A 26515-nucleotide genomic window follows, 5' to 3' on the forward strand; every position below is an offset into this window, starting at 1 on the left:
ATTAAACGAAGGAAAACACTATGGCCCACAATCTCCACAAAACGCTAAAAGAATTCGACAGCGGTTCCGGCAAAGGCAAGTTCTACTCGCTGCCGCAACTCGGCAAGCAGCTTGGCGTGAAGATCAATCGTCTGCCGGTTTCGATCCGTCTCGTGCTCGAGTCTGTGCTGCGTAACTACGACGGCAAGAAGATCGCGGAAGAGCACATCGAGCAACTGGCGAACTGGAAGCCGAACGCCTCGCGCGTCGACGAAATCCCGTTCGTCGTCGCCCGCGTCGTGCTGCAGGACTTCACGGGCGTGCCGCTGCTCGCCGACATCGCCGCCATGCGCGGCGTGGCCAAGCAGGTCGGCAAGGACCCGAAGGTCATCGAGCCGCTCGTGCCGGTGGATCTCGTCGTCGACCACTCGGTCCAGATCGACTACTTCCGCCAGAAGGACGCGCTCGACCTGAACATGAAGCTGGAATTCCAGCGCAACAACGAGCGCTACCAGTTCATGAAGTGGGGCATGCAGGCGTTCGACACGTTCAAGGTCGTGCCGCCGGGCATCGGCATCGTCCACCAGGTGAACCTCGAATACCTCGCGCGCGGCGTGCACAAGAAGGCTGAAGGCGGCGATACCGTCTACTACCCGGACACGCTCGTCGGCACCGACTCGCACACCACGATGATCAACGGCATCGGCGTGGTGGGCTGGGGCGTGGGCGGCATCGAGGCCGAAGCCGGCATGCTCGGCCAGCCGGTGTACTTCCTCACGCCTGACGTGGTCGGCGTCGAGCTGAAGGGCAAGCTGCGCGAAGGCTGCACGGCAACCGACCTCGTGCTGACCATCACCGAAATGCTGCGCAAGGAGAAGGTCGTCGGCAAGTTCGTCGAATTTTTCGGCGAAGGCACGGCGTCGATCGGCGTGCCCGACCGCGCGACCATCGGCAACATGGCGCCGGAATACGGTGCCACGATGGGCTTCTTCCCGGTCGACGAAAAGACGATCGACTACTTCAAGGGCACGGGCCGCACGCAAGCCGAAATCGACGCCTTCGAGAACTACTTCAAGGCGCAGGAACTCTTCGGCGTGCCGAAGGCTGGCGACATCGAATACACGAAGACGCTCACGCTCGACCTCGGCACGGTCGCGCCGTCGCTGGCCGGTCCGAAGCGTCCGCAAGACCGCATTGAAATCGGCAACGTGAAGTCGACCTTCACTGACCTGTTCTCGAAGCCGGTCGCGGAAAACGGATTCAACAAGAAGGCCGCCGACCTGACGGCCGAATATGCGGCGGGCGAGAAGGTCAAGCTGCACAACGGCGACGTGCTGATCGCCGCGATCACGTCGTGCACGAACACGTCGAACCCGAGCGTGCTGCTGGCCGCCGGTCTGCTCGCGAAGAAGGCCGTGGAAGCGGGCATGACGGTCGCGCCGCACATCAAGACGTCGCTCGCTCCGGGATCGCGCATCGTCACGGAATACCTGACGAAGACGGGCCTGCTGCCGTACCTCTCGAAGCTCGGCTTCGAACTCGCGGCTTACGGCTGCACGACCTGTATCGGCAACGCCGGCGACCTGACGCCGGAACTGAACGAGTCGATCGTCAAGAACGACGTCGTCGCGGCTGCGGTGCTCTCGGGCAACCGTAACTTCGAAGCGCGTATCCACCCGAACATTCGCGCGAACTTCCTGGCCTCGCCGCCGCTGGTCGTCGCTTACGCGATCGCGGGCAACATCACGCGCGACCTGATGACGGAACCGGTCGGCAAGGGCAAGGGCGGCCGCGACATCTACCTCGGCGACATCTGGCCGACGAGCGACGAAGTCAACGCGCTGCTCAAGTTCGCACTCGACCCGGACGCGTTCCAGAAGAACTACAGCCAGCTCACGAAGAAGGGCGACCTGTGGAGCAAGATCGAAGGCGAAGAAGGTCAGGTCTACGACTGGCCGAAGTCGACGTACATCGCCGAACCGCCGTTCTTCGGCAGCGAGTTCTCGATGACGCCGTCGTCGTCGGTGGCCGAGGTCAAGGGCGCGCGCGCACTGGGCATCTTCGGTGACTCGGTTACGACCGACCACATCAGCCCGGCTGGCTCGATCAAGGAAGACTCGCCCGCAGGCCGCTGGCTGAAGGAGAACGGCGTGCAGAAGGCCGACTTCAACAGCTATGGCTCGCGCCGCGGCAACCACGACGTGATGATGCGCGGCACCTTCGCGAACGTGCGTATCAAGAACCTGATGATCCCGGCCAAGGCCGACGGCACGCGCGTGGAAGGCGGCCTGACGATTCACCAGCCGAGTGGCGAACAGCTGTCGATTTACGACGCCGCCATGAAGTACATCGACGCCGGCACGCCGACGATGGTGTTCGCTGGCGAAGAGTACGGCACGGGTTCGTCGCGTGACTGGGCGGCGAAGGGCACGCAACTGCTGGGCGTGAAGGCCGTAGTCGCACGCAGCTTCGAGCGTATTCACCGCTCGAATCTCGTTGGCATGGGCGTTCTGCCGCTGCAGTTCAAGGGTTCGGACAGCGTGCAGTCTCTCGGCCTGACCGGCGAAGAAACGTTCGACATCGAAGGCCTGACGGACGACTTCAAGCCGCAACAGGACCTGACGCTCGTGATCCACCACAAGGACGGCAAGGATCAACGCGTGCAGGTGCTGCTGCGCATCGACACGCCGATCGAAGTGGATTACTACAAGCACGGCGGTATTCTGCCGTTCGTGCTGCGCTCGCTCCTGGCTGCTTAACTGGCGGCGCAAGTACGGAGTTTTTGCAGGTGCCGCGCCCGGCAACGGGTGCGGTCACACTTCGAGCCCGACGTAAGTCGGGCTTTTTTTTCGGCTGTGCTTTGGGTGGCGCTATTCGATCAGTTTGTTCAACGTAGCAAACTCGATCAACGCCGCGAGCGACGACACGCCTAGCTTGTCCAGCACGCGGGTCTTATACGTGCTGACCGTTTTATCGGACAGCCCGAGCCGCGCCGCAATGCCTTTGTTGCTCATGCCCCGCGCGAGATACTGCAGGACTTCGACTTCACGCGGCGACAGCCCGTTGAGCGCCACGTCGCGGCCGCCGCCGCAACTGCCCGCCGGGAAGCAGTCGTAGCCGAGCAGGACCGCCTTGACCACACCGCACAGCTCCTCCACGCCGCGATTCTTGTTCACATAGCCGTTCGCACCCGCCACGCGCGTGTGATTGGCCATGACCAATTCGGGCTTCGCAGAGAGCACGAGAATGCGCGCACCGGGCTGCTTCACGCGAATGCCACGGATGACGGAGAGGCCGTCGAGCTTGGGCAACTCGAGGTCGAGGATCACCAGATCGGGATGCAAATCCTGCACGAGGCGCAGGCCCTCTTCGCCGTCGCTGCACTCTCCCACCAGTTCGTACTCCGTATTCAGCACGTTGGCGAGCATCTTCAGCACGATCGGATGGTCGTCGATTACCACGATGCGTTTCATTATCTGTTCCATGGCGGAGTGTTTTATTTGAGCCTTCAGCGGGAATCTCACAGCCTGAACGACATGGCATCGTTTTTGTATAGGAAAGTTCTGAAACGACTCTCGAGGTACGGTCGCAGGGTTAACCCACTGCGCGCGCAGTTTGAATTTAACTAACGCGTGAATTAAAGTGGAACGATGATCACGCGCACCCGCACCGCCGCCGCTGATACTGCTGATACGCCCCGCCCGCGCGGCCGGCGCCGCGCCGCCGCCGACCTCGACATGCGCGAGCGGTTGCTGGCCAGCGCCACGCAACTGTTCGGCGAGCAGGGCATTGCAGCCACCACCATTGCGCAGATCGCCGAGGCCGCGGGCGTGACGTCCGCCATGGTTCACTACTACTTCACCAACCGCGAAAAGCTGCTCGATGCCGTGGTCGACGAGCGCATCGCGCGCTCGATCGCTTTCGTGTGGGAGAGCGTGGAAAGTGATATCGCTCAGGACCCCCACGCACTCGTGGAGGAACTGGTCGCGCGGCTTTTCGAAGTCACTGCGCGCATGCCCTGGTTGCCGCCGCTCTGGCTGCGCGAAATCGTCAACGAAGGTGGCTTGCTGCGCGAGCGCATGCTCAAGCGACTGCCCATCGAGCAGTTGCAGCGATTCGCCGCGCGCGTGACCGAGGCGCAGCGCCACGGCAGCGTCAACGCCGAACTGGAAGCGCCGCTGCTCTTCATCTCGATTCTCGCGCTCGTCATGCTGCCGCTCGCCACTTCGAAGCTCTGGCAAAGCACGCGCGGCTTTCCGAAGATCGAGCGCGAGGCGTTGCATCGACATGTGAGTGCGCTGTTGAGCGCAGCTTTGCGGCCCGCGCCGCAAGACAGGCGCGTGCGCCGCGTGCCGGGCCCCGCTGCGGCCCGCAAGGGGAACACGCCATGACGCGCGGCAATGTCTGCCTGTGCGCCATGGTGTTCGCACTCGCCGCGTGTTCCAGGCATGAACCGCCTGGCTGGCAGGGCTATGCCGAAGGGGAGTACGTCTATCTCGCGTCGTCGCAGTCGGGCACGCTCACGCACCTCGAAGTGCAACGCGGGCAAACCGTGGCCGCCAACACGCCCGCCTTCGCGCTCGATTCCGTCGAGGAAGCGGCGGCGCGCGACGAGGCGCAGCATCGGCTCACGGCCGCACAGAAGCAGCTCGCCGACCTCCAGACCGGCAAGCGCCCGCCCGAGGTGCGCGTGACCGAGGCGCAACTCGCTCAGGCCGAGGCGAACGCACACAAGGCCGCGCTTCAGCTCACGCGCGACGAGGCGCAACTGCGCGCGGGCGGCATTGCCCAGGCGCAGCTCGACGACTCGCGCGCGCAGGCCGCCTCCACTGCCGCCCAGGTGCGCGAGCTGCAAAACCAGGTGCGCGTGGCGAATCTGCCGGGGCGTACTGCGCAAATCGCCGCCCAAGCCGCCGATGTCGAAGCCTCGCGCGCCTCGCTTGCGCAGGCGCAGTGGCGGCTCGATCAGAAGCGCGTGAACGTGCCGAGCGGCGGCCTCGTCTACGACACGCTATTTCGCGTGGGCGAGTGGGTGCAGGCGGGCAACCCCGTCGTGCAGATGCTGCCGCCGCAAAACGTGAAGGTGCGCTTCTTCGTGCCCGAAACGATCGTCGGATCGCTCGCGCCCGGCCGCAAGGTGAACGTGCGTTGCGACGGCTGCGCCGCCCAGGTTCCCGCCACCATCACGTGGATTTCGAACGCCGCCGAATACACGCCACCCGTCATCTACAGCAACGAGAACCGCGCGAAGCTCGTTTTCATGATCGAGGCGCGGCCCTCTGCGCAAGACGCCGTGAAGCTGCATCCGGGCCAGCCGGTCGAGGTGACGCTGCAATGAGCACACCTGATCAATTGACCGGCGACTACGCGATCGACGTGCGCAATCTCAACAAGCACTTCGGCAGCAAGCACGTCGTGAACGACGTATCGCTGCGTGTGGGGCGCGGCGAGATATTCGGCTTTCTCGGACCGAACGGCAGCGGCAAGACCACATCGATCCGGCTCATGTGCGGGCTGCTCACGCCCGACTCCGGTACGGGCACTTGCCTTGGCTACGACATCCTGCGCGAGAGCGCGCAGATCAAGCGTCACGTGGGCTACATGACGCAGCGCTTCTCGTACTGGGAAGACCTGACGATACGCGAGAACCTGGACTTCGTTGCGCGCATCTATCAGATGCCGAACCGCCGCGAGGCCGTCGACCGCGCGCTCGAATCGCTCGGGCTCGCGAGCCGCGCGAGCCAGCTCACGGGCGCGCTCTCGGGCGGCTGGAAGCAGCGGCTCGCGCTCGCGGCCTGCATGCTGCACGAGCCCGAACTGCTGCTGCTCGACGAACCGACTGCAGGCGTCGATCCCACCGCGCGCCGCGACTTCTGGGAGGAATTGCACCGTCTCGCCGCGCAAGGCATTTCAGTGCTCGTGAGCACGCATTACATGGACGAGGCCGAACGCTGTCACAAGCTCGCCTATATCGCCTACGGCAAGCTGCTCACGCAGGGCACCGCCACCGAAGTGATCGCCGAACAGAATCTCGAAACGTGGGCGATTCATGGCGAGCGGCTCAGCACGCTGGCTGCGCAGTTGCGCGACGCGCCTGGCATCGAGCAGACGGTGGTGTTCGGCTCCGCGCTGCACGCAAGCGGACGCGATCATGCCGCGCTCGCCGCTGCGGTCGAGCGCGCCGTGGAAGGCCAGCCGCTGCGCGCGGAACGCATCGACACCGGCCTGGAGGACGTCTTCATCTACCTGATGAGTCATGCTCAAGACAACTACGGAGTGAAGTCGTGAGCGCGTCGTTCCCGTTTTCCGTGGCGCGCTGGTGGAGCATCGTGCTCAAGGAGTTCTTGCAGCTCAAGCGCGATCGCATCACGTTCGCGATGATCGTTGGCCTGCCGATCATCCAGCTCACGCTGTTCGGCTATGCGATCAATACCGACCCCAAGCATCTGCCCACGGCCATCGTCGTGGGCGAGGACAGCGTATTCGCACGCAGCTTCGTTGCGGGCATGCGCAATTCCGCCTATTTCGACGTGAAAGAAACGCTGCCCGACGAAGCCTCGGCACGCCACGCCCTCGCGCGCGGCACGGTTCAGTTTGTGCTAAGCATTCCTGTCGATTTCTCGCGGCGCCTGTTGCGCGGCGAAAGACCCACGCTTCTCCTTGAAGCCGACGCGAGCGACCCCACCGCGATCACCACGGCGGTCGCTGCTCTGCCTGGGCTCATCGCGCCCGTCGCTGCGAAGGACCTCACCGGGCCGCTCGCGCACCTGAACGGCACGCCTGCCGCATTCGACGTTCAGGTGCACCGGCTCTACAACCCCGAGGGCATTACGCAATACAACGTGGTGCCCGGCTTGATGGGCGTGATCCTCACCATGACGATGGTGATGATGACGGGCCTCGCGATCACGCGCGAGCGCGAGCGCGGCACGATGGAGAACCTGCTCGCCACACCCGTGCTGCCCATCGAGGTCATGACGGGCAAGATCATTCCGTACGTGGCGATCGGGCTGATTCAGGCAACCATCATTGTGCTCGCCGCGCGCTATGTGTTTCATGTGCCGTTCGCGGGCGGTCTCGTCACGCTCTATCTTTCGGCGCTGCTCTTCATCGCCGCGAATCTCACGGTGGGCATCACCCTTTCGTCGCTCGCGCAGAACCAGTTGCAGGCCATGCAGTTGACGATGTTCTATTTCCTGCCAAGCCTGCTGCTCTCCGGCTTCATGTTCCCGTTCGGCGGCATGCCGCGTTGGGCGCAGTGGATCGGCAACCTGCTGCCGCTCACGTATTTCAACCGGCTCGTGCGCGGCATCCTGCTCAAGGGCAACGGCTGGACCGACCTGTGGCCCGCGGTGTGGCCGCTCGCCGTATTCACGATCGCGGTCATGGCGATCGCCGTGCGCTTCTACCGTCGCACGCTCGACTAGCGCGAGGCACCCGACCATGAAGCGCGACGCCGCCTTTTTACTTGTGCTCATGCTCGCAGGCTGCGCCGTGGGTCCCGATTTTCACACGCCCGCCGCGCCCGATGCCACGGGCTGGACGCGCGAGCCCTTGCCCGCGTCGACCGCCAGCGCAACCGGGCCCGGCGGCAGCGCACAGACCTTCGCCAGCGCGGAACACGCGCCGGATACCTGGTGGACACAATTCGGCAGTGCGCAGTTGAACGAGCTCGTCGATCAGGCCTTGCGCGCGAGCCCCACGCTCGACTCGGCGCGAGCCAAACTCGTTGAAGCGCGTGAAAACTACAACGCGCAAGCAGGCGCGACGAACTTTCCCTCCGTCGATTTGAAGCTTTCCGGCACGCGCCAGAAGGTCGATCTCGCCGCGTTCGGCATTACGCAAGTGCCGAACCCGCCGCCGTTTACGCTTTACAACGCATCGGTCAGTGTCTCGTACATATTCGACGTGTTCGGCGCCAACCGTCGTGCGCTCGAATCCACACTCGCCCAGGTCGATTATCAGGCGTACGAAATGCAGGCGGCACGGCTTTCGGTGGCCGGCAACGTGGTGTCGACCGCCATACGCCGCGCATCGCTGCAACGCCAGATCGACTTAACCATGCAACTCGCGCAAACGCAGGCACGGCAACTCGCGATCATGCAAGCGCGCTATGCGGCCGGCGGCGTGGCGGAGATCGACGTGCGCAGCCAGCGCACCCTGCTCGCGCAAACACGCGCCTCGCTGCCGCCGCTCGAAACGCAGCGCGACGCCGCGGAGCATCAGCTTGCAACCCTGCTGGGGGTAGCGCCTTCGCAGTTCGCCGCGCCGCTCGACGCCCTTTCGCTCGATACGCTGCATCTGCCCAACACGGTATCGCTCACTGTGCCTTCCACGCTGGCCCGCGAGCGTCCCGACATACGCGCCGCCGAGGCGCTGCTGCACCAGGCAAGCGCGAACGTGGGGGTCGCGACCGCCAATCTCTATCCGCAGATCTCGCTCTCAGCGGGCATAGGCTCGGAGCGCACGCATATCGAGGACGTTATCAGCGGGCTGAATATCTGGAACGTCGGGCTCGGCCTCACACAGCCCTTGTTCCATGGCGGCGAATTGCGCGCGAAGAAGCGTGCGTCGGAAGCTGCCTATGAGGCCGCATTCGCCGACTATCGTCAGACCGTTCTGCAAGCGTTGCAGCAGGTCGCCGACTCGCTCCAGGCGCTCCAGAACGACGCGACCGAACTGCAGGCGCGCGACGACGCCGCCCGCGAGGCACAGGCCAACGCAGCGACCGCGCAAACGCGCTACAACGCGGGTGGCGTCAGTGAGTTTTCGCTGATCGACGCACAACGCCAGGCACTCCAGACGCTGCTCGACCGCACGCGCGTTCATGCGGATCGGCTAACGGACACCGCAGCGCTCTATCAAGCCCTGGGCGGCGCCCCACTCCCTGCCACCGAGCCGCCCACGGCCGGCAACGACAAACCGGCACCCACCGCGCCCATTCGATAACCGGCTGCCCACGCGGCAACCGGCAGCCCGCAACGGCAACCATTCGTTTCCTTCCGCTTGCGCTCCTGCTGCGCGACAATGACCCTCCCCTTGTTCCATCCGCAAACGAGAGACACGTATGAACCAGGCATCGCTCTCCCCCGCAGGACTGTCCCCCAACGATCTCGTCGCGGCCGACGCGCTCCAGCTTTCGGAATGGATACGCCTGCGCAAGGTGTCCTGCCGCGAAGTGATGACCGCGTTTCTCGACCATATCGAGCGCGTGAATACGCCGGCCAACGCCATCGTCTCGCTGCGCGAGCGCGCCACGCTGCTCGCCGAGGCGGGCGTTCGCGACGCCCAGCTCGCGCGGGGCGAATACCTTGGCTGGATGCACGGCATGCCGCAAGCGCCGAAGGATCTCACTGCCGTGGCCGGCATCCCCTACACGCAAGGCTCGCCGCTGTTCCGCAACGAAGTGCCCGCGGCCGACTCCCTGATGGCCGCGCGCATGCGCGCACAGGGCGCGATCTTTATCGGCAAGACGAACACGCCGGAATTCGGCCTTGGCTCGAACACGTACAACACGGTGTTCGGCCCGACGCTCAACGCTTACGACCCTACGCGCAGCGCGGGCGGCAGCAGCGGCGGCACGGCCGTGGCGCTTGCGCTGCGCATGCTGCCCGTGGCGGACGGCAGCGACATGATGGGGTCGCTGCGCAATCCCGCCGGATGGAACAACGTATTCGGGTTCCGTCCGTCACAAGGGCGCGTGCCCTCCGTGCCCGCTCACGAGCTGTTCTTCCACCAGCTCGGCTACGCGGGCCCGATGGCCCGCAACGTACTCGACCTCGCGAAGCTGCTCTCCACGCAGGCGGGCTACGACGCGCGCGCGCCGCTTTCCATTGCCGAAGATCCCGCACAGTTCGCGGGCTCGCTCGAACGCGATTTTGGTTGCGCGCGCATCGGTTGGCTAGGCGACTACGACGGCTACCTGCCGATGGAAGACGGCGTGCTCGCACTGTGCCAAACGGCGCTCAAGGACTTCGAATCGATCGGCTGCAAGGTCGAAGCTGCGCGCCCCGACTTCCAGATGGAACGCCTGTGGCAAACGTGGCTCACGCTGCGCCACTTCTCTTGCGCGGGCACGCTGGGCGCGCTCTATCGCGACCCGGAAAAACGCGCGCGGCTCAAGCCCGAAGCGCAATGGGAAGTGGAAGGCGGCCTGAAGCTCTCGGGCGAAGACGTGTGGAACGCCACGCTCACGCGCAGCCAGTGGTACAACACGCTGCTCGCGCTCTTCGAGCGCTACGACTTCCTCGTGCTGCCAAGCGCTCAACTCTTCCCGTTCGACGCGAGCGAGCACTGGCCGAAGTCGATTGCGGGCCGCACGATGGATACGTATCACCGCTGGATGGAAGTCGTGATTGGCGGCAGTCTCGCGGGGCTGCCGGTGATCAGCGTGCCTGCGGGCTTCAATGCGCAAGGCCTGCCGATGGGGCTACAGGTGATCGGCAAGCCGCAGGCGGACCTTTCGGTGCTGCAACTCGCCCACGCGTACGATCAAGCGACGCAGTGGGTCAAGCGGCGTGTCCCGCCCTCGCTTCAGGCGTAACGCGCATAAACAAAAAAGGCAGCGCCACGGCGCTGCCTTTTTTACGTCGAAATCGACGCTTCACAGCATCACGCCTTCACCGCGCGGGCCGCGTTCCTGCCGCGCAACCATTCGAGCGCGAGCAGCAAACAGGTAGAGAACACGATCAGGATCGTTGCGAGCGCAGCGATCGTCGGGCTGATGTTCTCGCGGATGCCCGTAAACATCTGGCGCGGCAAGGTAGTCTGGTCCGCGCCCGCCAGGAACAGCGTCACGACGACTTCATCGAACGACGTGGCGAACGCGAACAGCGCGCCCGAGATCACACCCGGCGCAATCACAGGCAACGTGATGCGGAAGAACGTCGTGACGGGATTCGCCCCGAGCGAAAGACTCGCGCGCACGAGATTGTGATTGAAGCCTTGCAGCGTCGCCGCGACCGTGGTCACGACGAACGGCACACCCAGCGACGCATGCGCGAGAATCAGCCCGATGTACGTATTGGCAAGGCCGAGCGGCGCGAAGAACAGATACATGCCCACGCCCACCACGACCACGGGCACGATCATCGGCGAGATGAGCACGGCCATGAGCAGCGCCTTGCCGCGGAAATCGGCCTTTGTGATGCCAATGGCCGCGAGCGTGCCCAGCACCGTTGCCACGAGCGTTGCTGCCGGTCCCACGATGAAGCTGTTCTTCGCAGCCATGCGCCATTCGTCGGACATCACGAGGTTTTCATACCAGCGCAGCGACCAGCCCGGAATCGGATAAACGAGAAACGTGCTCGACGAAAACGACAGCGGCACGATCGCGAGCACCGGCAGGATCAGATACAGCAGCGTGAGTACGACGAGCGCACGCAGCGCGAAGTACCACACGCGTTCGACGGCCGACGTATGCGGCGCAAAAAGCGGTTTGGCGAATTTCATGGTCGCGCCTCCCTCAGCCGAGGCTCAATTGCGTGCGCGTAAAGCGCCCATAGATGAAATACAGCACCGTGGTCGCCACGAGCAGCAACGCGCCGAGCGCACACGCCATGCCCCAGTTGATAGACACGTTAGTGAAGTACGCCACGTAGTAGCTGACCATCTGGTCGCCGGGACCGCCGAGCAGCGCCGGCGTGATGTAGTAGCCGATCGAGAGAATGAACACGAGCAGCACGCCCGCGCCCACGCCGGGGTACGTCTGCGGCACATACACGCGCCAGAAAGCCGCGAACGGATGGCTGCCGAGCGACACCGCTGCGCGCTGGTAGGTAGGCGGAATCGACTTCATCACGCTATACAGAGGCAGCACCATGAACGGCAGCAGGATGTGCGTCATCGAAATGTAGACGCCCACGCGGTTGAACAGCAGCGCCAAAGGATGCGAGATGAGGCCCGTGCCCATGAGCGCCTTGTTGACGAGACCCTCGCCCTGAAGAATCACGATCCACGCGGCCACGCGCACGAGAATCGACGTCCAGAACGGAATCAGCACGAGAATCATCACGAGATTCGCGCGGCGCTCGGACAGCGTCGAGATCCAGTAAGCGAGCGGGTAGCCAAGCAGCAACGCAAACACCGTCACGAACACGCTGATGACGAAGGTGCGGCCGAACACGTCGAGATAGATCTGTTGTTCAGGGTCGGCGGCCACGATGCGGCCGAACGCATCCTGCCGATGATCGAGCGACGCGAGCAGGTAGAACGGCGAATAGCGCGAGCTATTCTTCGCGATGGCCTGCCAGTAGGCGACATCGCTCCAACGGTCATCGAGTTCGACGATCTTGGCGCGCGTTTGCGCGGGCGTGAGCGTGAGCGGTTTGCCGTCGTCGTCGGCGAGCGGCATGGCGCGCGCCGTCTTCGCGACCAGCGAGCGGAAGCCCGCGATTTCCGCGTTCAGGCGGCGCGCCAGCGCGCCCATCGCGTCGCCTTCCTTTACGACGGCGAGGTCCTGCGCGAGCGCCGCGTAAGCCGCGTCGGGCGGCGCGCTCTTGCGGTCCCAGCCGCGCAGCACCGTAATGGTGTGCGGCAGCGCCGCCGCCACTTCGGGGTTCTGCACCGCACGTGTGAGCAGCGCCGCGATCGGCACCACAAAAATCAGCAGCAGAAAGATCGCGAGCGGCGCGATCAGCATGAGCGCCATCGTGCGCTTCTTCGCTTGCGCCACGCGCAGTTCGCGCTTCAGGCGCGCAGTTTCTTCGCGCGCCGCGCCGGCAACGTTGGTCACGGTCGTCATCGTTGTCACACCTGGTCTCCAGCCATGCAGCCAAACGCTCCGGCGCTTGCGCACCGGAGCGTCCACATCACCCTTACTTCGCGGCCCACGAGGCGAAGCGCTGCTCCAGTTCGTCGCCGTGGTCGGTCCAGAACGTGAGGTTCTCCTGGATAGCGGTCTTGCCGTTGTCCGGCGAATTCGGCAGGTTGGCGAGAGTCTTCGCGTCGAGCGCCTTGATCGCGTTCGCGTTCACCGGGCCATACGCGATGTGCTGCGCGTACGCCTGCTGCGGCTTCGGCGAGAGCGTGTAGGCGATGTACTGCTCGGCCAGCGCCTTGTTCGGCGCGCCCTTCGGGATCGCCCAGTAGTCGAGGTCGTAGATGCTGCCGGTCCACACCACCTTGAGGTTCTTGCCTTCGCGCTGCGCGGCGTCGATACGGCCGTTGTACGCCGTGGACATCACCACGTCGCCCGCGACCAGGAACTGCGGCGGCTGCGCGCCGGCTTCCCACCACTGGATGTTCGGCTTCAGTTCATCGAGCTTCTTGAAAGCGCGGTCCTGACCGGCCTTCGTCGCGAGCACCTTGTAGACGTCCTGCGGCGGCACGCCGTCGGCCATCAAAGCGAACTCCATGTTGTAACGGGCGCCCTTGCGCATGCCGCGCTTGCCCGGGAATTTCTTCACGTCCCAGAAGTCCGCCCAGTTCGTAGGCGCGGTCTTGAGCTTGTCGGCGTTGTAGGCGAGCGCCGTGGACCACACGAAGAAGCCGGCGCCGCAGGGCTGCTGCGCCGCCTTCATGAAGTCGCCCTTGTTGCCGAGCTTGGCCCAGTCGAGCTTCTCGTAGAGACCTTCGTCGCAGCCGCGCGCGATATCGCCGGTTTCGACTTCCACCACGTCCCAGTCCACGTGCTTCGCGTCGACCATGGCCTTCACCTTGGCCTGCTCGCCGTTGTACTCGACCGCGGTGATCTTGTTGCCCGTCTGCGCCTGGAACGGCTCGTTGAACGCCGCCTTCTGCGCATTGCCATTGGCGCCGCCAAAGTTCACGACGGTCAGCTCCGCGGCGTTCGCCACGCCGAACGAAAGTGCGAGCGCGGCCGCGACCGCTGCAACGCGCATGTTGCCGATCTGCTTCATGGTTGAGTCCCTTCTCCTAGGTGGTTTGTCTTGCCGGGCCCTTCGATGCGAGAAACGTGGCCCGATCGTCAAAACGCTTGATTTGCGAGGCAACGGCGCGCGAAATTGCGCGCCGCGCCCGCGCGCCTCATGCGAACACGCGCAGATGCTCAGGCGCGAATTCCAGTGCGACCGGCTGGCCGGGCGCGAAACCGTCGAGCGCGTCGGTGCCGAGCGGCACCTTCACGAAGCACTCGTCCTGCTGGGGCAGGCCACAGCGCATGCGCACGTGGTCGCCGAAATAGATGAGGCCGCGCGCTTCCCCGGCCAGCGCGTTTGCGCCAATGCCCTTCGAACCGTTCGCGAGCTTCATGCGCTCGGGGCGAATGCAGGCGATAGCCGAAGCCCCCGCCTGCGCACCGGCGACGTTGCGGCCCTTCAGGCGCGTGCCGTCGGCGAGATGCATTTCGCAGTACTCGCCTTCCACGGCGGAGATGGTGCCGCGCAGCCGGTTGCTGTCGCCGATAAAGTTCGCCACGAACTCGTTGCACGGCGACTCGTAGAGTCGGTCGACGCTGTCGAGCTGCTGCACGATGCCCTTGTCGAACACGGCCACGCGGTCCGACATCGTGAGCGCCTCGCCCTGGTCGTGCGTGACGTAGACGAACGTGACGCCGAGTTTCTCGTGCAGCGATTTCAGTTCGTACTGCATATGTTCGCGCAACTGCTTGTCGAGCGCGCCGAGCGGCTCGTCCATCAGCACGAGCTTGGGCTGGAACACGAGCGCGCGGGCGAGCGCGATACGCTGCTGCTGGCCGCCCGAGAGTTGCGCGGGATAACGCTTGGCGAAGCCTTCCATGCGCACCATCTTGAGCGCGTCATTTACGCGTTGGGCGCGCTCGGCGGTGGGCACTTTGCGCACGCCGAGCGGGTAAGCCACGTTCTGTTCGACCGTGAGATGCGGAAAGAGCGCGTAGTTCTGAAACACCATGCCGATGTCGCGCTTGTGCGGCGGCACGTTGTTGAGCAGCTTGCCTTCCAGACGGATCTCGCCGCCGGTGGGGAACTCGAACCCGGCGAGCATCATCAGGCAGGTGGTCTTCCCCGAGCCGGAAGGCCCGAGCAGTGTCAGAAACTCCCCTTGATAAATATCAAGGTCAAGTTGTTTGACGACCAGCGTTTCGCCGTCGTAGGTCTTGCGTACGCCGCGAAAGCTGACGATCACATCCGAGGTCTTCATTCGCCCTGTCTCCTTTGCTTGCTCTTTTCCCGGCCGGCCCTTCTGACGCGATTAAATAAATCCTGTCGCAGGCATTAACCGAACCTGACGTGCGAATTAATATAGATCGTCCCGGCTCTATTCAATGGAGCCATTTCATTATTATCGATGGAACCACTTGGCCATGGTCATCCTGTCCGAATGGCTCGCGGCGCAACTCGACAAGGAAAGCGCCGAGCCCGCCTACCGTCAGCTGCTGCAGCTCATGCAACAGGCCATCCTGACGGGCCGGCTCGCGCCCGGCTCCAAGCTGCCCAGCTCGCGCACGCTCGCAGGCGACCTCGGCGTGGCGCGCAACACCGTGCTGCACGTCTACGACCAGCTGAGCGCCGAGGGCTACGTGATCTCGACCACGGGCAGCGGCACCTATGTCGCCGACACACGCCCCGACTCGGCCGCCGTGAGCACGGCAGCGCCAGCCGCCGCCCCCGCCGACGAGGACGACGATGAAAGCGGCGCCTCCCCGCGCGGCGACATGTCGATGCGCGGCCAGCGGCTCATCGACGAGGCGGGCGTCTCCGCCAAGCAGTGGGGCGCCTTCATGCCGGGCGTGCCCGACGTGGCCGAGTTTCCGGCGCGCACATGGAGCCGCTTGCAGGCGCGGCTGTGGAAATCGGCGAATCATGGTTTGCTTACCTACGCGCCCGGCGGCGGCTACCGGCCGCTGCGGCGCGCGCTTTCGGACTACCTGCGCGTGGCGCGCTCGGTGCGCTGCACGCCGGACCAGATCATCATCACTACGGGTATTCACCAATCGATCGATCTCGCCGTGCGCCTCCTCGCCGACCACGGCGACACCGCATGGGTGGAAGAACCCTGCTACTGGGGCGCGCGCAGTGTGTTGCAGTCCTCAGGATTGAAACTCGCGCCCATTCCCGTCGACGACGAAGGCCTCAATCCGCGCGAACAGGACCTGCGCGACCCGCCGCGCATCGCGCTCGTCACGCCTTCGCACCAATACCCGCTCGGCATGGTGATGAGCCTCGCGCGCCGCCGCACGCTGCTCGAATACGCGCGCCAGCATAAGGTGTGGATCATCGAAGACGATTACGACAGCGAGTTCCGCTACGGCAGCCGGCCCCTCGCGTCGCTGCAGGGTCTCGACGAGTCGGACCGCGTGATCTACGTGGGCAGCCTTGGCAAGCTGCTGTTTCCGGGCCTGCGCGTCGGCTACATGGTCGTGCCCGAGCGGCTCGCGGCCACGTTCCGCACGGGCGTGGCGGAGCTGTATCGCGAAGGCCAGCTCATGCAGCAAGCCGTGCTCGCGGAGTTCATCATGGACGGCTATCTCACCTCGCACGTGCGCCGCATGCGCACGCTCTATGGCGAGCGGCGCCAGTTGCTGATCGACGCGGTCACGCGCCACTTCGGCGACGCGCTGCCGGTCATGGGCGACGAAGCGGGCCTGCACTTCGTGCTCGGTCTGCCCGACCACGCCGACGATCGCGCCGTCACCGCCGCCGCTTATGACGCGGGCGTGATCGTGCGCCCGCTTGCAGCCTATTACAGCGGGCGTCAGGATCGCAAAGGATTGCTAACAGGTTACGCGTGCGTGCCGCATGAGGAAATCGAGCCGGCCTTTGCGACGCTCGCGCGGGTGATCGAGGAACAGGCGTTTGCGAAACCGGAAAAGCTGCGGCGCGCCGGTTGAACCGAAGCGCGCCGCTGCGTTGAATCGCCAAAGGGGCCTGCCTATTTCAGCCCGAAATCCACCCGCGTAGTCGCGCCCTTGTCGTCGATGCCCTTCGCATCCAGCTTCGGCGCGACGATGAACACGCGGCTCGGATCGACCTTGCCTTCGAAATACTGCTGCACCGCTTGCGCACGCTGCTGAGCGAGATTGCGCAAGGTCGCGTCGTCAACCGGCGCGTGATCCGCCAGCGCCTGCTTCATATCGTCCACGGGCAGCGTCTTCGTGAAGCCGACCATGTTGCGCGGCTTCTTGAAGTCCGAATCCTTATAGGCCTTCGTGAGGTACTTCTCGTACTCCTTGTCATCCACCTTGACCTGCGAGGTATCCACGCTCTCACCGTTGCCCACCGTGTCCTTCACCTTCTGGAGACGCACGAGGCGATCCACGTATTGCTCGCGCAGCGCGGGCGTGTCCACGGCCGGATCGACGCGGCCGATCAGGTCGATCTTGATCGAGGGCTTGTCGTCGAGCGCCTTCACGATCGTGTCGAGCTTCTTCTGGTCGGCGTCGGTGAGCGTGGCCGTGCCCGCTGCGAATTCGACATAGCCCAGATCTTCGCCGCCGCCGCCGAATGCGTTGGCGAGCAGCGTGAACGGCGCAGTCACCGCCTTCGCGATCAGGTTGAGCACCGCCTTCCAGATCAGCCCGCCCAGGCTGAACTCGGGGTTCGAAAGCGATCCCGACACCGGAATGTTCACGTCGATCTCGCCCTTGCGGTTCTTGAGCAGCGAGATCGCGAGCCGAACCGGCAGCTTGGTGGCTGTGTCGTTCTCGATGTGATCGCCGAACGTGAGCTGGTCGATGAAGATATGGTTGTTCGCCGTGAGCTGGTCGTTCGCGAGCGCGTAGTGCAGGTCGACGTTGAGCTTGCCCTTCGTGATCGGATAGCCCGCGTACTTCGCCGAATACGGCGTGAGGTTCGTGAGTTCGATGTCGTGCGCGCTTGCAGTCAGGTCGAGCGAGGGCTTCTCGATGAGCGGGTTCACCGTGCCCTTGATCGAGAGCGGCCCGTTCGCCGCGAGCTTCGCGGAAACGTCCACCGGCGCGGGCGTCGTCGACTCCGTGCCGAATGCGCCCACCGTGCCGTGTATCTGCACGAGGTCGGCGGTGTAGTTCGGCTTGATGAAGTTGTCGGTGTAGTTCACGCGGCCGTCTTGCAGCACGAGTTCGCCGAAGTGCAGGCGCACCGGATTCTTCGGCGCCTGCGCGGCCACGACCGTGGCAGGCGCGGATGCCGCCGCGGGAGCGGAAGCGGTCCGCACCGGCGCGCTCGCCGCTTGCGGCGTGAGCGGCACGGGCTCGCGCGCACCTGGCTTGCTCGTGTCCTGGGTGAGCGACTGCGCCGCGCCCGTTTGATGCGCGACCACGTCCTTGAGATTGAGCTTGCCTTGCGCGTCGAGCAGCACGCGGCCATAGAAGCCGGCGAAGGTGACGCGTCCCGCGTCCACGTCGGTGCCGCGCGCGTCGTCGTAGTTCGCCTTCAGGTTCGTGAGCGCGAGCGAGCGCCAGCCCGCGAACGGGCCGGACGTGGCCTTGTCGAGCATGCGCACGTCCACGAGCGCCGCGTCGCCGCGATAGTTCGCCTTGAGCGCCTTGCCCTGCTCCACCGAAAGCTGCCCGCTCATGTTCAGCAGCGCGCTCGCGACCACCGCATTGAGCTGGTTGCCGAAGTAAGGCTCGAACGCGGCGGCGTCGAGCCGGTTCGCGTCGATCTTCAGTTGCGCCGTGAGCGGCGTGGGGTTGATCTTGCCGCTTAGCGCCAGTGTGCCCTTGCCGTTGACGGTCGCTTTCAGGTCGATCGGCAGCGGGTGCCGCAGATCGTCGCTGATCTGCTGGATCTTCAGGTCGAACGGCGTGATGGCGAGCTTGGCCGGGCGCTGCGTCGAGTTGTCCGTGAAGTTGATCGTGCCGTTGTTGAGCGTGAATGCGTCGATCGTGTAGCGCCAGGCCGGGCCTTCCTGCACCGACTTCCGTGCCGCGTGAATCGCCGTGCGCTCGGGCATCGCCTGATGCGTGGCGGCGAGCTGCGCGAGATCGATCTTGCCGTCCTTCTGGCGCTCGGCGTTCACCACAAGACCGGTCACCTCCACCGAGGCGATCTGCGCGAGACGCGCGTTGAGGTCGACTCCAGTCAGTTGTACCGTGCCCTGGGCGAGCGAGATGGCAGGCGCCTTCGCGCCGCGCGCCGCGAGCTTGAGCGATTCGAGGCCGAGCGTGCTCTGGCCGACCTGCACGACGGAGGGCTGCTGCGCCCAGTCGGCCTTGAGCGTGGACGTGAGGTTCAGCTTGCCGTCCAGGACCTGCGCGGTGCTCAAATTGTCGACATACGGTTGCATCGGCGGCAGGCTCACGCGCTCGAGCGCGAAGTTGGCTTCGGCGTTCTTGCCCGCCATGCTGAACTTGCCCGACGCCTTGGCTGTGCCGCCGTCATTTGCGGTGGTGGCAAACGTAAATGGCGCGCCTTCCTTCGAAGTGCTCGAGAAGTTTGTGAGCGTGGTGGTGAGCTGGGTGAGCTCGATGGCCACCGGACGTGCAGGCAGATCGTCCTGGACGTGAACGGTGCCGTTCGTAAGCGCGAACTGGCGGATCGAGAGATCGAGCGGCGCGGGTTTCTCTTCTGCGGGCGCCGCCTGCGCGCTCTGGGCAGCCGAGGCGCCCGAGGCCGGCGCGGCGCTCGCAGCCTTGTTCTCCGACGGCGCAGGTTGCGCGGCCGGCGCGCCCATCAACTTCTCGACGCTCAGCACGCCTTGCTTGTCACGCGCGACCCACACGGTGGGCGCGTCGAGATGGATGTCGTCGAAGCGATAGACGTTGCTGAACGGTTCGAGCGAGGCCGCCGCCACGTGCAGACTGCGCGCGCCGAAGAACGGCGCGTTGGCGTTGTCGGTCGAGTCGAAGTCGTTGAGGTCGGTCGTGCCCGTCACGCGCAGCGTGGGCTTCTCGCCCGACATCACGAAATCGAGCTTGAGGTTGGTCGAGAGCTTGCCGCTCTTCACCGTGACGGGCAGCTTCGTGGGCGAGTAGGTCAGCAGCTTCGGCACGTCGAGGTCGGTCAGGCGCAGCTCGACTTCCGACTCGCGCGTCGCGGAGAACGGCTTGGTCCTGCCATCGATGGCGAGCGTGCTCGCGCCGTCGATGCGCGCACGCAGCATCGGCTGGACGAAGATGTCGGTCTTGGAAGGCAGCGTGGCGATGAACGGAATGCCGAGCGACCAGCGGTCGATCACGTGCTTTTCGTTGAGCAGGCGATCGTCGAAGGTGATCTGGCCGTTTTCGATGCGGATGTTTGAAACCGAAAATTGCGTGGGCTTGCTGCCCGGTTTCGAGGGCGTCGAGAACTTCTCGATGAGGTCCGAGAAGTTGAAATGCTGCGCGTCGAGCCGCACGATCGTGGCGCGCGGCGAGTCGAGCCGCAGCTCGTCCACAATGGGCGCCGCGCGAAAGATCGACGACCACGAAGCCTGCACGACGGCGCGCGACACATCGAAGAAGTCGCCGTTGCCGCCGCGCTCGCCGATATGCACGCGGTCCGCTTCGAGCCGCAGCGTGTACGGATTGAGCGCGATGCGGCCGATCGTGACGGGCCGGTCGAGCTGCTTGCTCAACTGCTGCTCGGCGACATGGCGAATGATCGGCGGCGCGGCGAAGAAGCCGACCAGGCCGAACACAACGAGGAAGATGAGGACACCCGTGAGGATGTGCCGGGTGCGTGGCGCGCGCGCGACGGCACGCACCGATTGCAAGGAAGAGTTGAGCGACGCTTTGTTCAGGCTTGCCATGCTTGCTTGCGGATAAGGCGGCAACAGGCCCGCCGCGGGATGTGGGTCTGAAGTCGGAAATCCGGGGATGCCGACAGCCGGAAGTATAGGTCCGATAGAAGATTGGACGGCGGGAAAACGCCGCCTGTGGCGCAGGTATTGCGCAACAAGAAGTAACAGCGGGAGAGCGATTGACTGGCCTATGCCTCGCGTGCGTCGCGCGTGTTGCGCGATGCATGAAAATGCGGGCGCAGAACGCGGGCGCGACGCGCTCGTGAAGGCTCCAGCGGACACAAACGGCGCAAAAAAAGCGTCGGCGGGACACTGCCCCGCCGACGCTTCATTCAGTCTGGTTCAGCCCGGTTCAGCCCGGTCCGGCGATCACTGCCGCTCGACGGCGGGCGGCTGCCAACTGCCGTCGGTCGCTTGCGGCTTCGCCGCGTAAAGGCGCATCACGAGGCGGAAGTCGCCATGCGGCGCCGGCACCCAGTTCGCGCCGCCGCGCGGCCGCTCCGCGCTCACGTGCACGTCGAGCGAGCCGTCGCGGTTGCGCCGCGCGCCGCTGCGGTCGCCGAACGCCACGCGCACGGGCGCGTCGGCGTCGAGCGCGCCATCGGTCGTATAGGCCGTGATCGACCAGAAACCGCGCACCGGCGGCAACTGCTTCGCCGTGAAGTGGATCGTGTAGCGGTTCGCGCCGTTGAGCGCATGACCGTCGCTGTCCTGGCTCACGCGCGCGCGTACTTCGTCGCGGGTCGTCGGCAGACCCGGCGACGTGTACGCCGCGTAGGCGCGCAGTGCGTAGTCGGGGCCGTAGTTGCCCGCGTCGTCGCCCACCCAGAGCCAGCCGTTGCCCGCCAGCAGGTTGGGCGGCGGCGTCGCGGCGCGCGTGCGGCCATCGGCGAGACCCGCCTTCACGACCGCGGCGTCCTTCGCGCCCGAGGGCAGTTGCGCCGGGTCGCCCGGTTGCACGCCAATGTCGCCGAGAATCTTGAGCGCATGGGCGTCGTCAGCCGCGGGCGGGTTGTCTTCCAGCGCCTGCGCGAGCCGGTTGAAGAAAGCGTTCGCGTCGAGCGCCGCGACCTGGGCGGACGGCGTGCCCGGGGCCGCCGGATCGCCGCTCTGCGTGGCGCCCGTCGGCTCGTTGCCGTGTCCGCCGCCCTTGCCGTGTGCACCGGCTTTGCCGCGCGAGCTGCGATCGTCCCACTCGGAAAGCGCCGTGACCTGCAGGCCGTGTTGCAGCCGCCGCACAGCCGCGAGATCGCCGCCGCCGCGCGTCTGGATGCGCGCGAGGAACCACACGTAGCGCGTCGATACCTCCACGCGCTTCACGCGCGCGGGGAGCGTGCCCTTCCAGCCGGCCGGAACGAAAGCAATCGTTTGCGCTTTCAGACCGCTGACGCGTTCACCGCTAAGCGCTGCGCCCGTCGACCAGACGACGTTCGTCCACATGTCGAGTGCGCGCGCATCCATGTAGCGGCCGTGCGTGTCGGGCAGCGTGACGAGCACCGGTTCGCTCGAAACGTCGAGCCAGCCGCTGGAAGCCAGCGTGTCGAGGTTGGGTTCGGGCGGGCTCGAGGCTCCGACGGGCGGCAACGACTGCGCGTGGCGCAGCGTGTTCGGCGCGGCCTGGCCGGGGCCAGTGCCCGTGGCGGCTTCACGCGACACGTCCATCAGCACGAGCGGATAGCCGAACACATAGGAGTCGGAGACTTCGTCCTTCATCCACCCGTTGCTTTTCGGCGCAACGTCGCTTGGCGCCGAGGCGCATCCGGCAATCAGGGCAAGGCAGGCAAGCGCGGAGCAGCCACGGTACGAGGAGAATGCTCGATGTATTGTTGTCATTTGTTGGTTGTATTCGGTGCGGGCGGTCCATGAAGTGACGTCGACCGGCTACCCACTCCGCGCGCGGGCCCCCCCAGGGCCGTGGTGAAAGGCGCGCGGCAAGGCGCCAATGCCGCCGATTCGTATCGTATCGCTCAGGCATGGGCCTGAAAAGCCTACAGGGTGGAATATTGCCTTACAGCCGCGTAGGTTGCTCTATGGCAGTGCAGCGTTATAGGACACGCACGCACTGCTTGCTGACCATGTCCCCAGCTTGCAACCCGTTTCCCGCCCTCTTGGTCGTCTCGGTCGTTCGGACACGGCAACCTGAGCCAGACGCCGTGCCGAGCATCGAAACTCAGACGTCGAACTGAATGCACGGCCGCTTCACCTTCCTATGCTCCCTGGATCGCCGCACGCGCTCCATCCGAAACAGCTCAAATGAGTCGCACCTTTGAATGAGATCCGTGCAGATCCCAAGGTTATGGTTGGGAAGTCGGGTTTCATACCGTCCCTCAACCAACAGGAGTTTGAAACATGCCTTGGGTTTACAGCCAGAGCACGGGCCGCTTGACGCGAAACGGGGTAACCACAGGAACCGGTTATTCCGGTCGCGGAGCGGGAAGAAACAACGGGAGCATGCAGCGTTCGCGAGGCGCCGCCCTGATCCCGCGCGGTACCTATACCATCAGCGCGCCCTTCCATCACAACCACGCCGGCAACTACACGATGCGACTCACGCCACAGCTTGGCACCAACACTTTTGGGCGTAGCGGATTCATGATGCACGGCGACAGTGCTCGCCATCCCGATGAAGCATCCGAAGGCTGTGTGATCCAAAGCTACAGCGCCCGCCATCAGGTATGGACGAGTGGCGATCGCACGCTCCAGGTCGTGCCATGATGCGCATGCTCCCCGGGATTGTGCTGGCGTTACCCGCTGTGTGTTTCGCGGCATCCCCACACTGTGCAAACTGGCCGACTGACATGGCGCTTATTCATCTGAAGAATGCGGGGATCGCCGATCCCGCTCGAATAGACGAATCCAGAACGAAGGCCGTGGAATTGGCGACCGAAAAAGTCGGCAAAGACCGCTATCGCCAAATCTACGACATCACCTATCACGAGAAATCCGGCAAGGAAATCCGCGTCATTACCTCGAGCGAGGCATCATCGGAAGAATGCTCGATGGGCAGGGTGGACGTCTACGTCGTTTCGCGAAAGATCGGCGGGCCTTAAGTTGCCGGGGTGACGACCGTTCTCGCTGTCTGACGTTGTGGCGCCCCGCGAACAAATCCGGGGCTTTTTTTTGGCGCCAAACGCGAGCGCATTGTGGACACAGTGACGCGCCCCTTGACCTTCCCATGATGGGAACGTAGATACTGCTTAACATCGATTACAGCCAGTGCTCGCACCCACATCATGAACGAACCCCTCGTTGCAGAGCGCACCGATACCGCCGTGGCCGAACTCGAGGTCCACGGCATGACGTGCGCCTCGTGCGCCATGCGCGTCGAGAAAGCGCTTGCCAAAGTGCCGGGCGTCACGCGCGCCTCGGTCAACCTCGCCACCGAAAAGGCCACGGTCGAGGCGAGCGGCGGCGTGGCGCCCGCCGCGCTCGTCGCCGCGGTCGAAAAGGCCGGCTACGAAGCCGTGCCCGTCGCCACGGAAACCGCCACGCTCGCCATCGGCGGGATGACATGCGCCTCGTGCGCGAACCGCGTCGAGAAAGCGCTTGCGCGCGTACCCGGCGTGGCCGGCGTGAGCGTGAACCTCGCCACCGAGCAGGCCACCGTCAACCTGCGTGCGCCGCTCACGGGTGAATTGCAGGACCAGCTTGTCGCCGCCGTGAAGAAGGCCGGCTATGAAGCCACGCCGCTCGCCGCCGACGTAGACGCCGCCCCGGCGAAAAACGCCGCCGCCAGCGACGAGGCGCGCCGCGAATGGCGCGCCGTGCTGATTTCGGCCGTGCTCACGGCGCCGCTCATGCTGCCGATGTTCGGCCACTGGGCCGGCCTCGACTGGATGCTGCCCGCGATGGCGCAGCTCGCGCTCGCGAGCGTCGTGCAATTCGTGTTCGGCGCGCGCTTCTACCGCGCCGCGTGGAAGGCCGTGCGCGCGGGCGCGGGCAACATGGATCTGCTGGTCGCGCTCGGCACCTCGGCCGCCTATGGCGTGAGTGTCTACGCGATGCTCGCGCACCCCGGCGACATGGCGCACTTGTACTTCGAGGCTTCGGCGGTCGTCATCACGCTCGTGCGCTTCGGCAAGTGGCTCGAGGCGCGCGCCAAGCGCCAGACCACCGACGCGATCCGCGCCCTCAACGCGCTGCGGCCCGATCGCGCGCGCATCCGTGTCGACGGCGCAAATGGCGCCAACGCAGAGGAACGCGAAGTCCCGCTCGCCCTGGTGCGCGTGGGCACCGTGGTGGTCGTGCGCCCCGGCGAGCGCCTGCCCGTGGACGGCGTCGTGCTCGAAGGCCGCAGCCACATCGACGAATCGCTCATCACGGGCGAAAGCCTGCCGGTGCCGAAAGCGCCCGACGACCCGGTCACGGCCGGCTCGATCAACGGCGAAGGCGCGATTCTCGTGCGCACCACGGCCATCGGCGCGGAAACCACGCTCGCGCGCATCATCCGCCTCGTGGAAAGCGCGCAAGCAGAGAAAGCGCCGATCCAGCGTCTCGTCGACCGCGTGAGCGCCGTGTTCGTGCCTGCGATTCTCGTGATCGCGGCCATCACGCTGGGCGGCTGGCTGTTCGCAGGCGCGAGCGCCGAAACGGCGATCCTCAACGCCGTGGCCGTGCTCGTGATCGCCTGCCCGTGCGCGCTCGGCCTCGCCACGCCCGCCGCGATCATGGCCGGGACCGGCGTGGCCGCGCGCCATGGCGTGCTCATCAAGGACGCCGAAGCATTGGAGACCGCACACAACGTGAGCGTGGTCGCCTTCGACAAGACCGGCACGCTCACGCTCGGCCAGCCCTCGCTCACCGCGTTCGAAGCGGCCGGCGGTCTCGCACGCAACGAGGCGCTCGCGCTCGCCGCCGCCGTGCAACGCCAAAGCGACCACCCGCTCGCGAAGGCCGTGGTGCAGGCGTACGAAACCCAGGCAAAAGGCACCGCTTTGGCCAACGCCGCCCACGCGCGTGCGGTGCCGGGGCGCGGCGTGGAGGCCGAAGTGAACGGCCGGCGGCTCGCGATCGGCAGCGGCCGCTGGCTCGACGAGCTCGCGCTCACGGTCCCGCCCGCTTTGGCGGCGCGCGCGCGTTCGCTCGAAGAAGCAGGCAATACGGTGTCCTGGCTCTTTGCACTGCATGACGAAACGCAAGGGGAAGCTGTCCTCGCGCTGCTTGCATTCGGCGACACGGTGAAGCCCACGGCACGCGAAGCCATTGCGAGCCTCAAGGCGATGGGCATCCGCAGCGTGCTCGTGACCGGCGACAACGCGGGCAGTGCGGCCGCCGTGGCCGCGCAGCTCGGCATCGACGAAGTCCACGCCCAGGTGCTGCCCGACGACAAGGCGCGCACGATCCGCGACCTCAAGATCCAGAGCGGCGGCATCGTCGCGATGGCCGGCGACGGCATCAACGACGCCCCGGCGCTCGCCGCCGCCGACATCGGCATTGCCATGGCCACCGGCACCGACGTCGCCATGCACGCGGCCGGCATCACGCTCATGCGCGGCGATCCGGCGCTCGTTGCCGCCGCAATCGACATTTCGCGGCGCACGTGGCGCAAGATTCAACAGAACCTGTTCTGGGCGTTCATCTACAACCTGATCGGGATTCCGCTCGCGGCCTTCGGCCTGCTCAACCCCATGCTCGCGGGCGCGGCGATGGCGTTTTCGAGCGTGAGCGTCGTGACCAACGCGCTGCTGCTCAGGACGTGGCGGGCTCGCCGCTAACCCGTGCGAAGCGCGATCGACGTATCGCGCGAAATATAGCGAAAGGGCGCTTTGTGCGCCCTTTTTCGTGGATCGCCTTCTCTTTGGAATCCGAAATTTCCCACATTCTGCACACCGAAATGGCATGACCTATCGGTAATCTTTACGTAACTGTAAGGTTTTTTCGGTCCAGCCCTAAAGGATCGCTCGCGCGCGCCGTAATGCGTCATGCCAGCGCCTCGAAGGCGCAGGTTCCTTCCTCA

General features: G+C 65.2%; 18 protein-coding genes. 11 read left to right on the plus strand and 7 right to left on the minus strand.

The genetic code is table 11. From position 1 onward, the window contains the following. Window positions 1–20 precede the first annotated feature (20 nt). The gene (gene acnA / locus VSR72_RS05745; RefSeq protein WP_342951429.1) at window positions 21–2738 is read left to right on the plus strand and encodes an aconitate hydratase AcnA; all 2718 of its coding nucleotides are present in this window, start codon (window positions 21–23) and stop codon (window positions 2736–2738) included. 111 nt (window positions 2739–2849) lie between these two features. Here acnA and VSR72_RS05750 read toward each other — a convergent pair whose 3' ends face one another. Next, window positions 2850–3452 (minus strand): response regulator transcription factor, encoded by a 603-nt coding sequence (locus VSR72_RS05750; protein WP_342951430.1) that lies wholly within the window; start codon window positions 3450–3452, stop codon window positions 2850–2852. A gap of 177 nt (window positions 3453–3629) precedes the next feature. Here VSR72_RS05750 and VSR72_RS05755 point away from each other — a divergent pair, with 177 nt between their 5' ends. The 6 genes from VSR72_RS05755 to VSR72_RS05780 all read left to right on the plus strand — a co-directional run bounded on the left by VSR72_RS05755 (window position 3630) and on the right by VSR72_RS05780 (window position 10522). Beyond that, a complete protein-coding gene (locus VSR72_RS05755) occupies window positions 3630–4370 on the plus strand; it encodes a TetR/AcrR family transcriptional regulator (RefSeq protein ID WP_342951431.1) in 741 nt (246 codons plus the stop codon). A 26-nt stretch (window positions 4371–4396) separates the two neighbouring features. Then, entirely contained in the window at window positions 4397–5317 is a 921-nt protein-coding gene (locus VSR72_RS05760; RefSeq protein ID WP_342951584.1) for an HlyD family efflux transporter periplasmic adaptor subunit, read from the plus strand. Continuing rightward, on the plus strand, window positions 5314–6267 hold the full coding sequence (locus VSR72_RS05765; RefSeq protein ID WP_342951432.1) for an ABC transporter ATP-binding protein: 954 nt from the start codon (window positions 5314–5316) through the stop codon (window positions 6265–6267). Before VSR72_RS05760 ends, VSR72_RS05765 begins: the two co-directional genes overlap by 4 nt. Then, window positions 6264–7406 carry an ABC transporter permease gene (locus VSR72_RS05770; protein WP_342951433.1) on the plus strand — a complete coding sequence of 381 codons (1143 nt, stop codon included), beginning with the start codon at window positions 6264–6266 and terminating at the stop codon, window positions 7404–7406. The genes VSR72_RS05765 and VSR72_RS05770 overlap by 4 nt, the downstream gene beginning before the upstream one ends. Before the next feature lie 16 nt (window positions 7407–7422). Beyond that, entirely contained in the window at window positions 7423–8928 is a 1506-nt protein-coding gene (locus VSR72_RS05775) for an efflux transporter outer membrane subunit (RefSeq protein WP_342951434.1), read from the plus strand. 118 nt (window positions 8929–9046) lie between these two features. Beyond that, window positions 9047–10522: an amidase gene (locus tag VSR72_RS05780; RefSeq protein WP_342951435.1), complete on the plus strand. Its 1476-nt coding sequence runs from the start codon at window positions 9047–9049 to the stop codon at window positions 10520–10522. Window positions 10523–10590: 68 nt separating this feature from the next. Here the strand turns inward: VSR72_RS05780 and VSR72_RS05785 are convergent, their stop codons facing one another. The 4 genes from VSR72_RS05785 to VSR72_RS05800 all read right to left on the minus strand — a co-directional run bounded on the left by VSR72_RS05785 (window position 10591) and on the right by VSR72_RS05800 (window position 15057). Continuing rightward, a complete protein-coding gene (locus tag VSR72_RS05785; RefSeq protein ID WP_342951436.1) occupies window positions 10591–11430 on the minus strand; it encodes an ABC transporter permease in 840 nt (279 codons plus the stop codon). Between the two features lie 13 nt (window positions 11431–11443). Continuing rightward, complete coding sequence (locus VSR72_RS05790) at window positions 11444–12721, minus strand: ABC transporter permease (RefSeq protein ID WP_342951585.1); 1278 nt, start codon at window positions 12719–12721, stop codon at window positions 11444–11446. Between the two features lie 73 nt (window positions 12722–12794). Then, complete coding sequence (locus VSR72_RS05795) at window positions 12795–13820, minus strand: ABC transporter substrate-binding protein (RefSeq protein WP_342951586.1); 1026 nt, start codon at window positions 13818–13820, stop codon at window positions 12795–12797. Between the two features lie 145 nt (window positions 13821–13965). After that, window positions 13966–15057 carry an ABC transporter ATP-binding protein gene (locus tag VSR72_RS05800; RefSeq protein ID WP_342951437.1) on the minus strand — a complete coding sequence of 364 codons (1092 nt, stop codon included), beginning with the start codon at window positions 15055–15057 and terminating at the stop codon, window positions 13966–13968. Between the two features lie 157 nt (window positions 15058–15214). Here VSR72_RS05800 and VSR72_RS05805 point away from each other — a divergent pair, with 157 nt between their 5' ends. Further along, window positions 15215–16747, plus strand: coding sequence for a PLP-dependent aminotransferase family protein (locus tag VSR72_RS05805; RefSeq protein WP_342951438.1), 1533 nt, complete (start codon window positions 15215–15217; stop codon window positions 16745–16747). A 41-nt stretch (window positions 16748–16788) separates the two neighbouring features. Here VSR72_RS05805 and VSR72_RS05810 read toward each other — a convergent pair whose 3' ends face one another. Continuing rightward, window positions 16789–20568: a DUF748 domain-containing protein gene (locus VSR72_RS05810; RefSeq protein WP_342951439.1), complete on the minus strand. Its 3780-nt coding sequence runs from the start codon at window positions 20566–20568 to the stop codon at window positions 16789–16791. 360 nt (window positions 20569–20928) lie between these two features. Beyond that, window positions 20929–22392, minus strand: coding sequence for a DUF1254 domain-containing protein (locus tag VSR72_RS05815; protein WP_342951440.1), 1464 nt, complete (start codon window positions 22390–22392; stop codon window positions 20929–20931). 516 nt (window positions 22393–22908) lie between these two features. Between VSR72_RS05815 and VSR72_RS05820 the strand changes: the two genes are divergently transcribed. The 3 genes from VSR72_RS05820 to VSR72_RS05830 all read left to right on the plus strand — a co-directional run bounded on the left by VSR72_RS05820 (window position 22909) and on the right by VSR72_RS05830 (window position 26273). Then, entirely contained in the window at window positions 22909–23274 is a 366-nt protein-coding gene (locus VSR72_RS05820) for a tlde1 domain-containing protein (RefSeq protein ID WP_342951441.1), read from the plus strand. Beyond that, window positions 23271–23609, plus strand: a complete 339-nt coding sequence (locus VSR72_RS05825) for a hypothetical protein (protein WP_342951442.1) — start codon at window positions 23271–23273, stop codon at window positions 23607–23609. Before VSR72_RS05820 ends, VSR72_RS05825 begins: the two co-directional genes overlap by 4 nt. Window positions 23610–23792: 183 nt before the next feature. Further along, entirely contained in the window at window positions 23793–26273 is a 2481-nt protein-coding gene (locus tag VSR72_RS05830; protein WP_342951443.1) for a heavy metal translocating P-type ATPase, read from the plus strand. The last annotated feature ends 242 nt before the right edge of the window (window positions 26274–26515 follow it).

It is taken from the genome of Paraburkholderia sp. JHI869, from assembly GCF_038900775.1.
GTDB lineage: Bacteria > Pseudomonadota > Gammaproteobacteria > Burkholderiales > Burkholderiaceae > Paraburkholderia.

Coding starts and splice junctions, on each gene's coding strand:
- acnA (WP_342951429.1), top strand. CDS start 21: ATGGCCCACAATCTCCACAAAACGCTAAAAGAATTCGACAGCGGTTCC.
- VSR72_RS05750 (WP_342951430.1), bottom strand. CDS start 3,452: ATGAAACGCATCGTGGTAATCGACGACCATCCGATCGTGCTGAAGATG.
- VSR72_RS05755 (WP_342951431.1), top strand. CDS start 3,630: ATGATCACGCGCACCCGCACCGCCGCCGCTGATACTGCTGATACGCCC.
- VSR72_RS05760 (WP_342951584.1), top strand. CDS start 4,397: ATGGTGTTCGCACTCGCCGCGTGTTCCAGGCATGAACCGCCTGGCTGG.
- VSR72_RS05765 (WP_342951432.1), top strand. CDS start 5,314: ATGAGCACACCTGATCAATTGACCGGCGACTACGCGATCGACGTGCGC.
- VSR72_RS05775 (WP_342951434.1), top strand. CDS start 7,423: ATGAAGCGCGACGCCGCCTTTTTACTTGTGCTCATGCTCGCAGGCTGC.
- VSR72_RS05780 (WP_342951435.1), top strand. CDS start 9,047: ATGAACCAGGCATCGCTCTCCCCCGCAGGACTGTCCCCCAACGATCTC.
- VSR72_RS05785 (WP_342951436.1), bottom strand. CDS start 11,430: ATGAAATTCGCCAAACCGCTTTTTGCGCCGCATACGTCGGCCGTCGAA.
- VSR72_RS05790 (WP_342951585.1), bottom strand. CDS start 12,721: ATGACGACCGTGACCAACGTTGCCGGCGCGGCGCGCGAAGAAACTGCG.
- VSR72_RS05795 (WP_342951586.1), bottom strand. CDS start 13,820: ATGCGCGTTGCAGCGGTCGCGGCCGCGCTCGCACTTTCGTTCGGCGTG.
- VSR72_RS05800 (WP_342951437.1), bottom strand. CDS start 15,057: ATGAAGACCTCGGATGTGATCGTCAGCTTTCGCGGCGTACGCAAGACC.
- VSR72_RS05810 (WP_342951439.1), bottom strand. CDS start 20,568: ATGGCAAGCCTGAACAAAGCGTCGCTCAACTCTTCCTTGCAATCGGTG.
- VSR72_RS05815 (WP_342951440.1), bottom strand. CDS start 22,392: ATGACAACAATACATCGAGCATTCTCCTCGTACCGTGGCTGCTCCGCG.
- VSR72_RS05820 (WP_342951441.1), top strand. CDS start 22,909: ATGCCTTGGGTTTACAGCCAGAGCACGGGCCGCTTGACGCGAAACGGG.
- VSR72_RS05825 (WP_342951442.1), top strand. CDS start 23,271: ATGATGCGCATGCTCCCCGGGATTGTGCTGGCGTTACCCGCTGTGTGT.
- VSR72_RS05830 (WP_342951443.1), top strand. CDS start 23,793: ATGAACGAACCCCTCGTTGCAGAGCGCACCGATACCGCCGTGGCCGAA.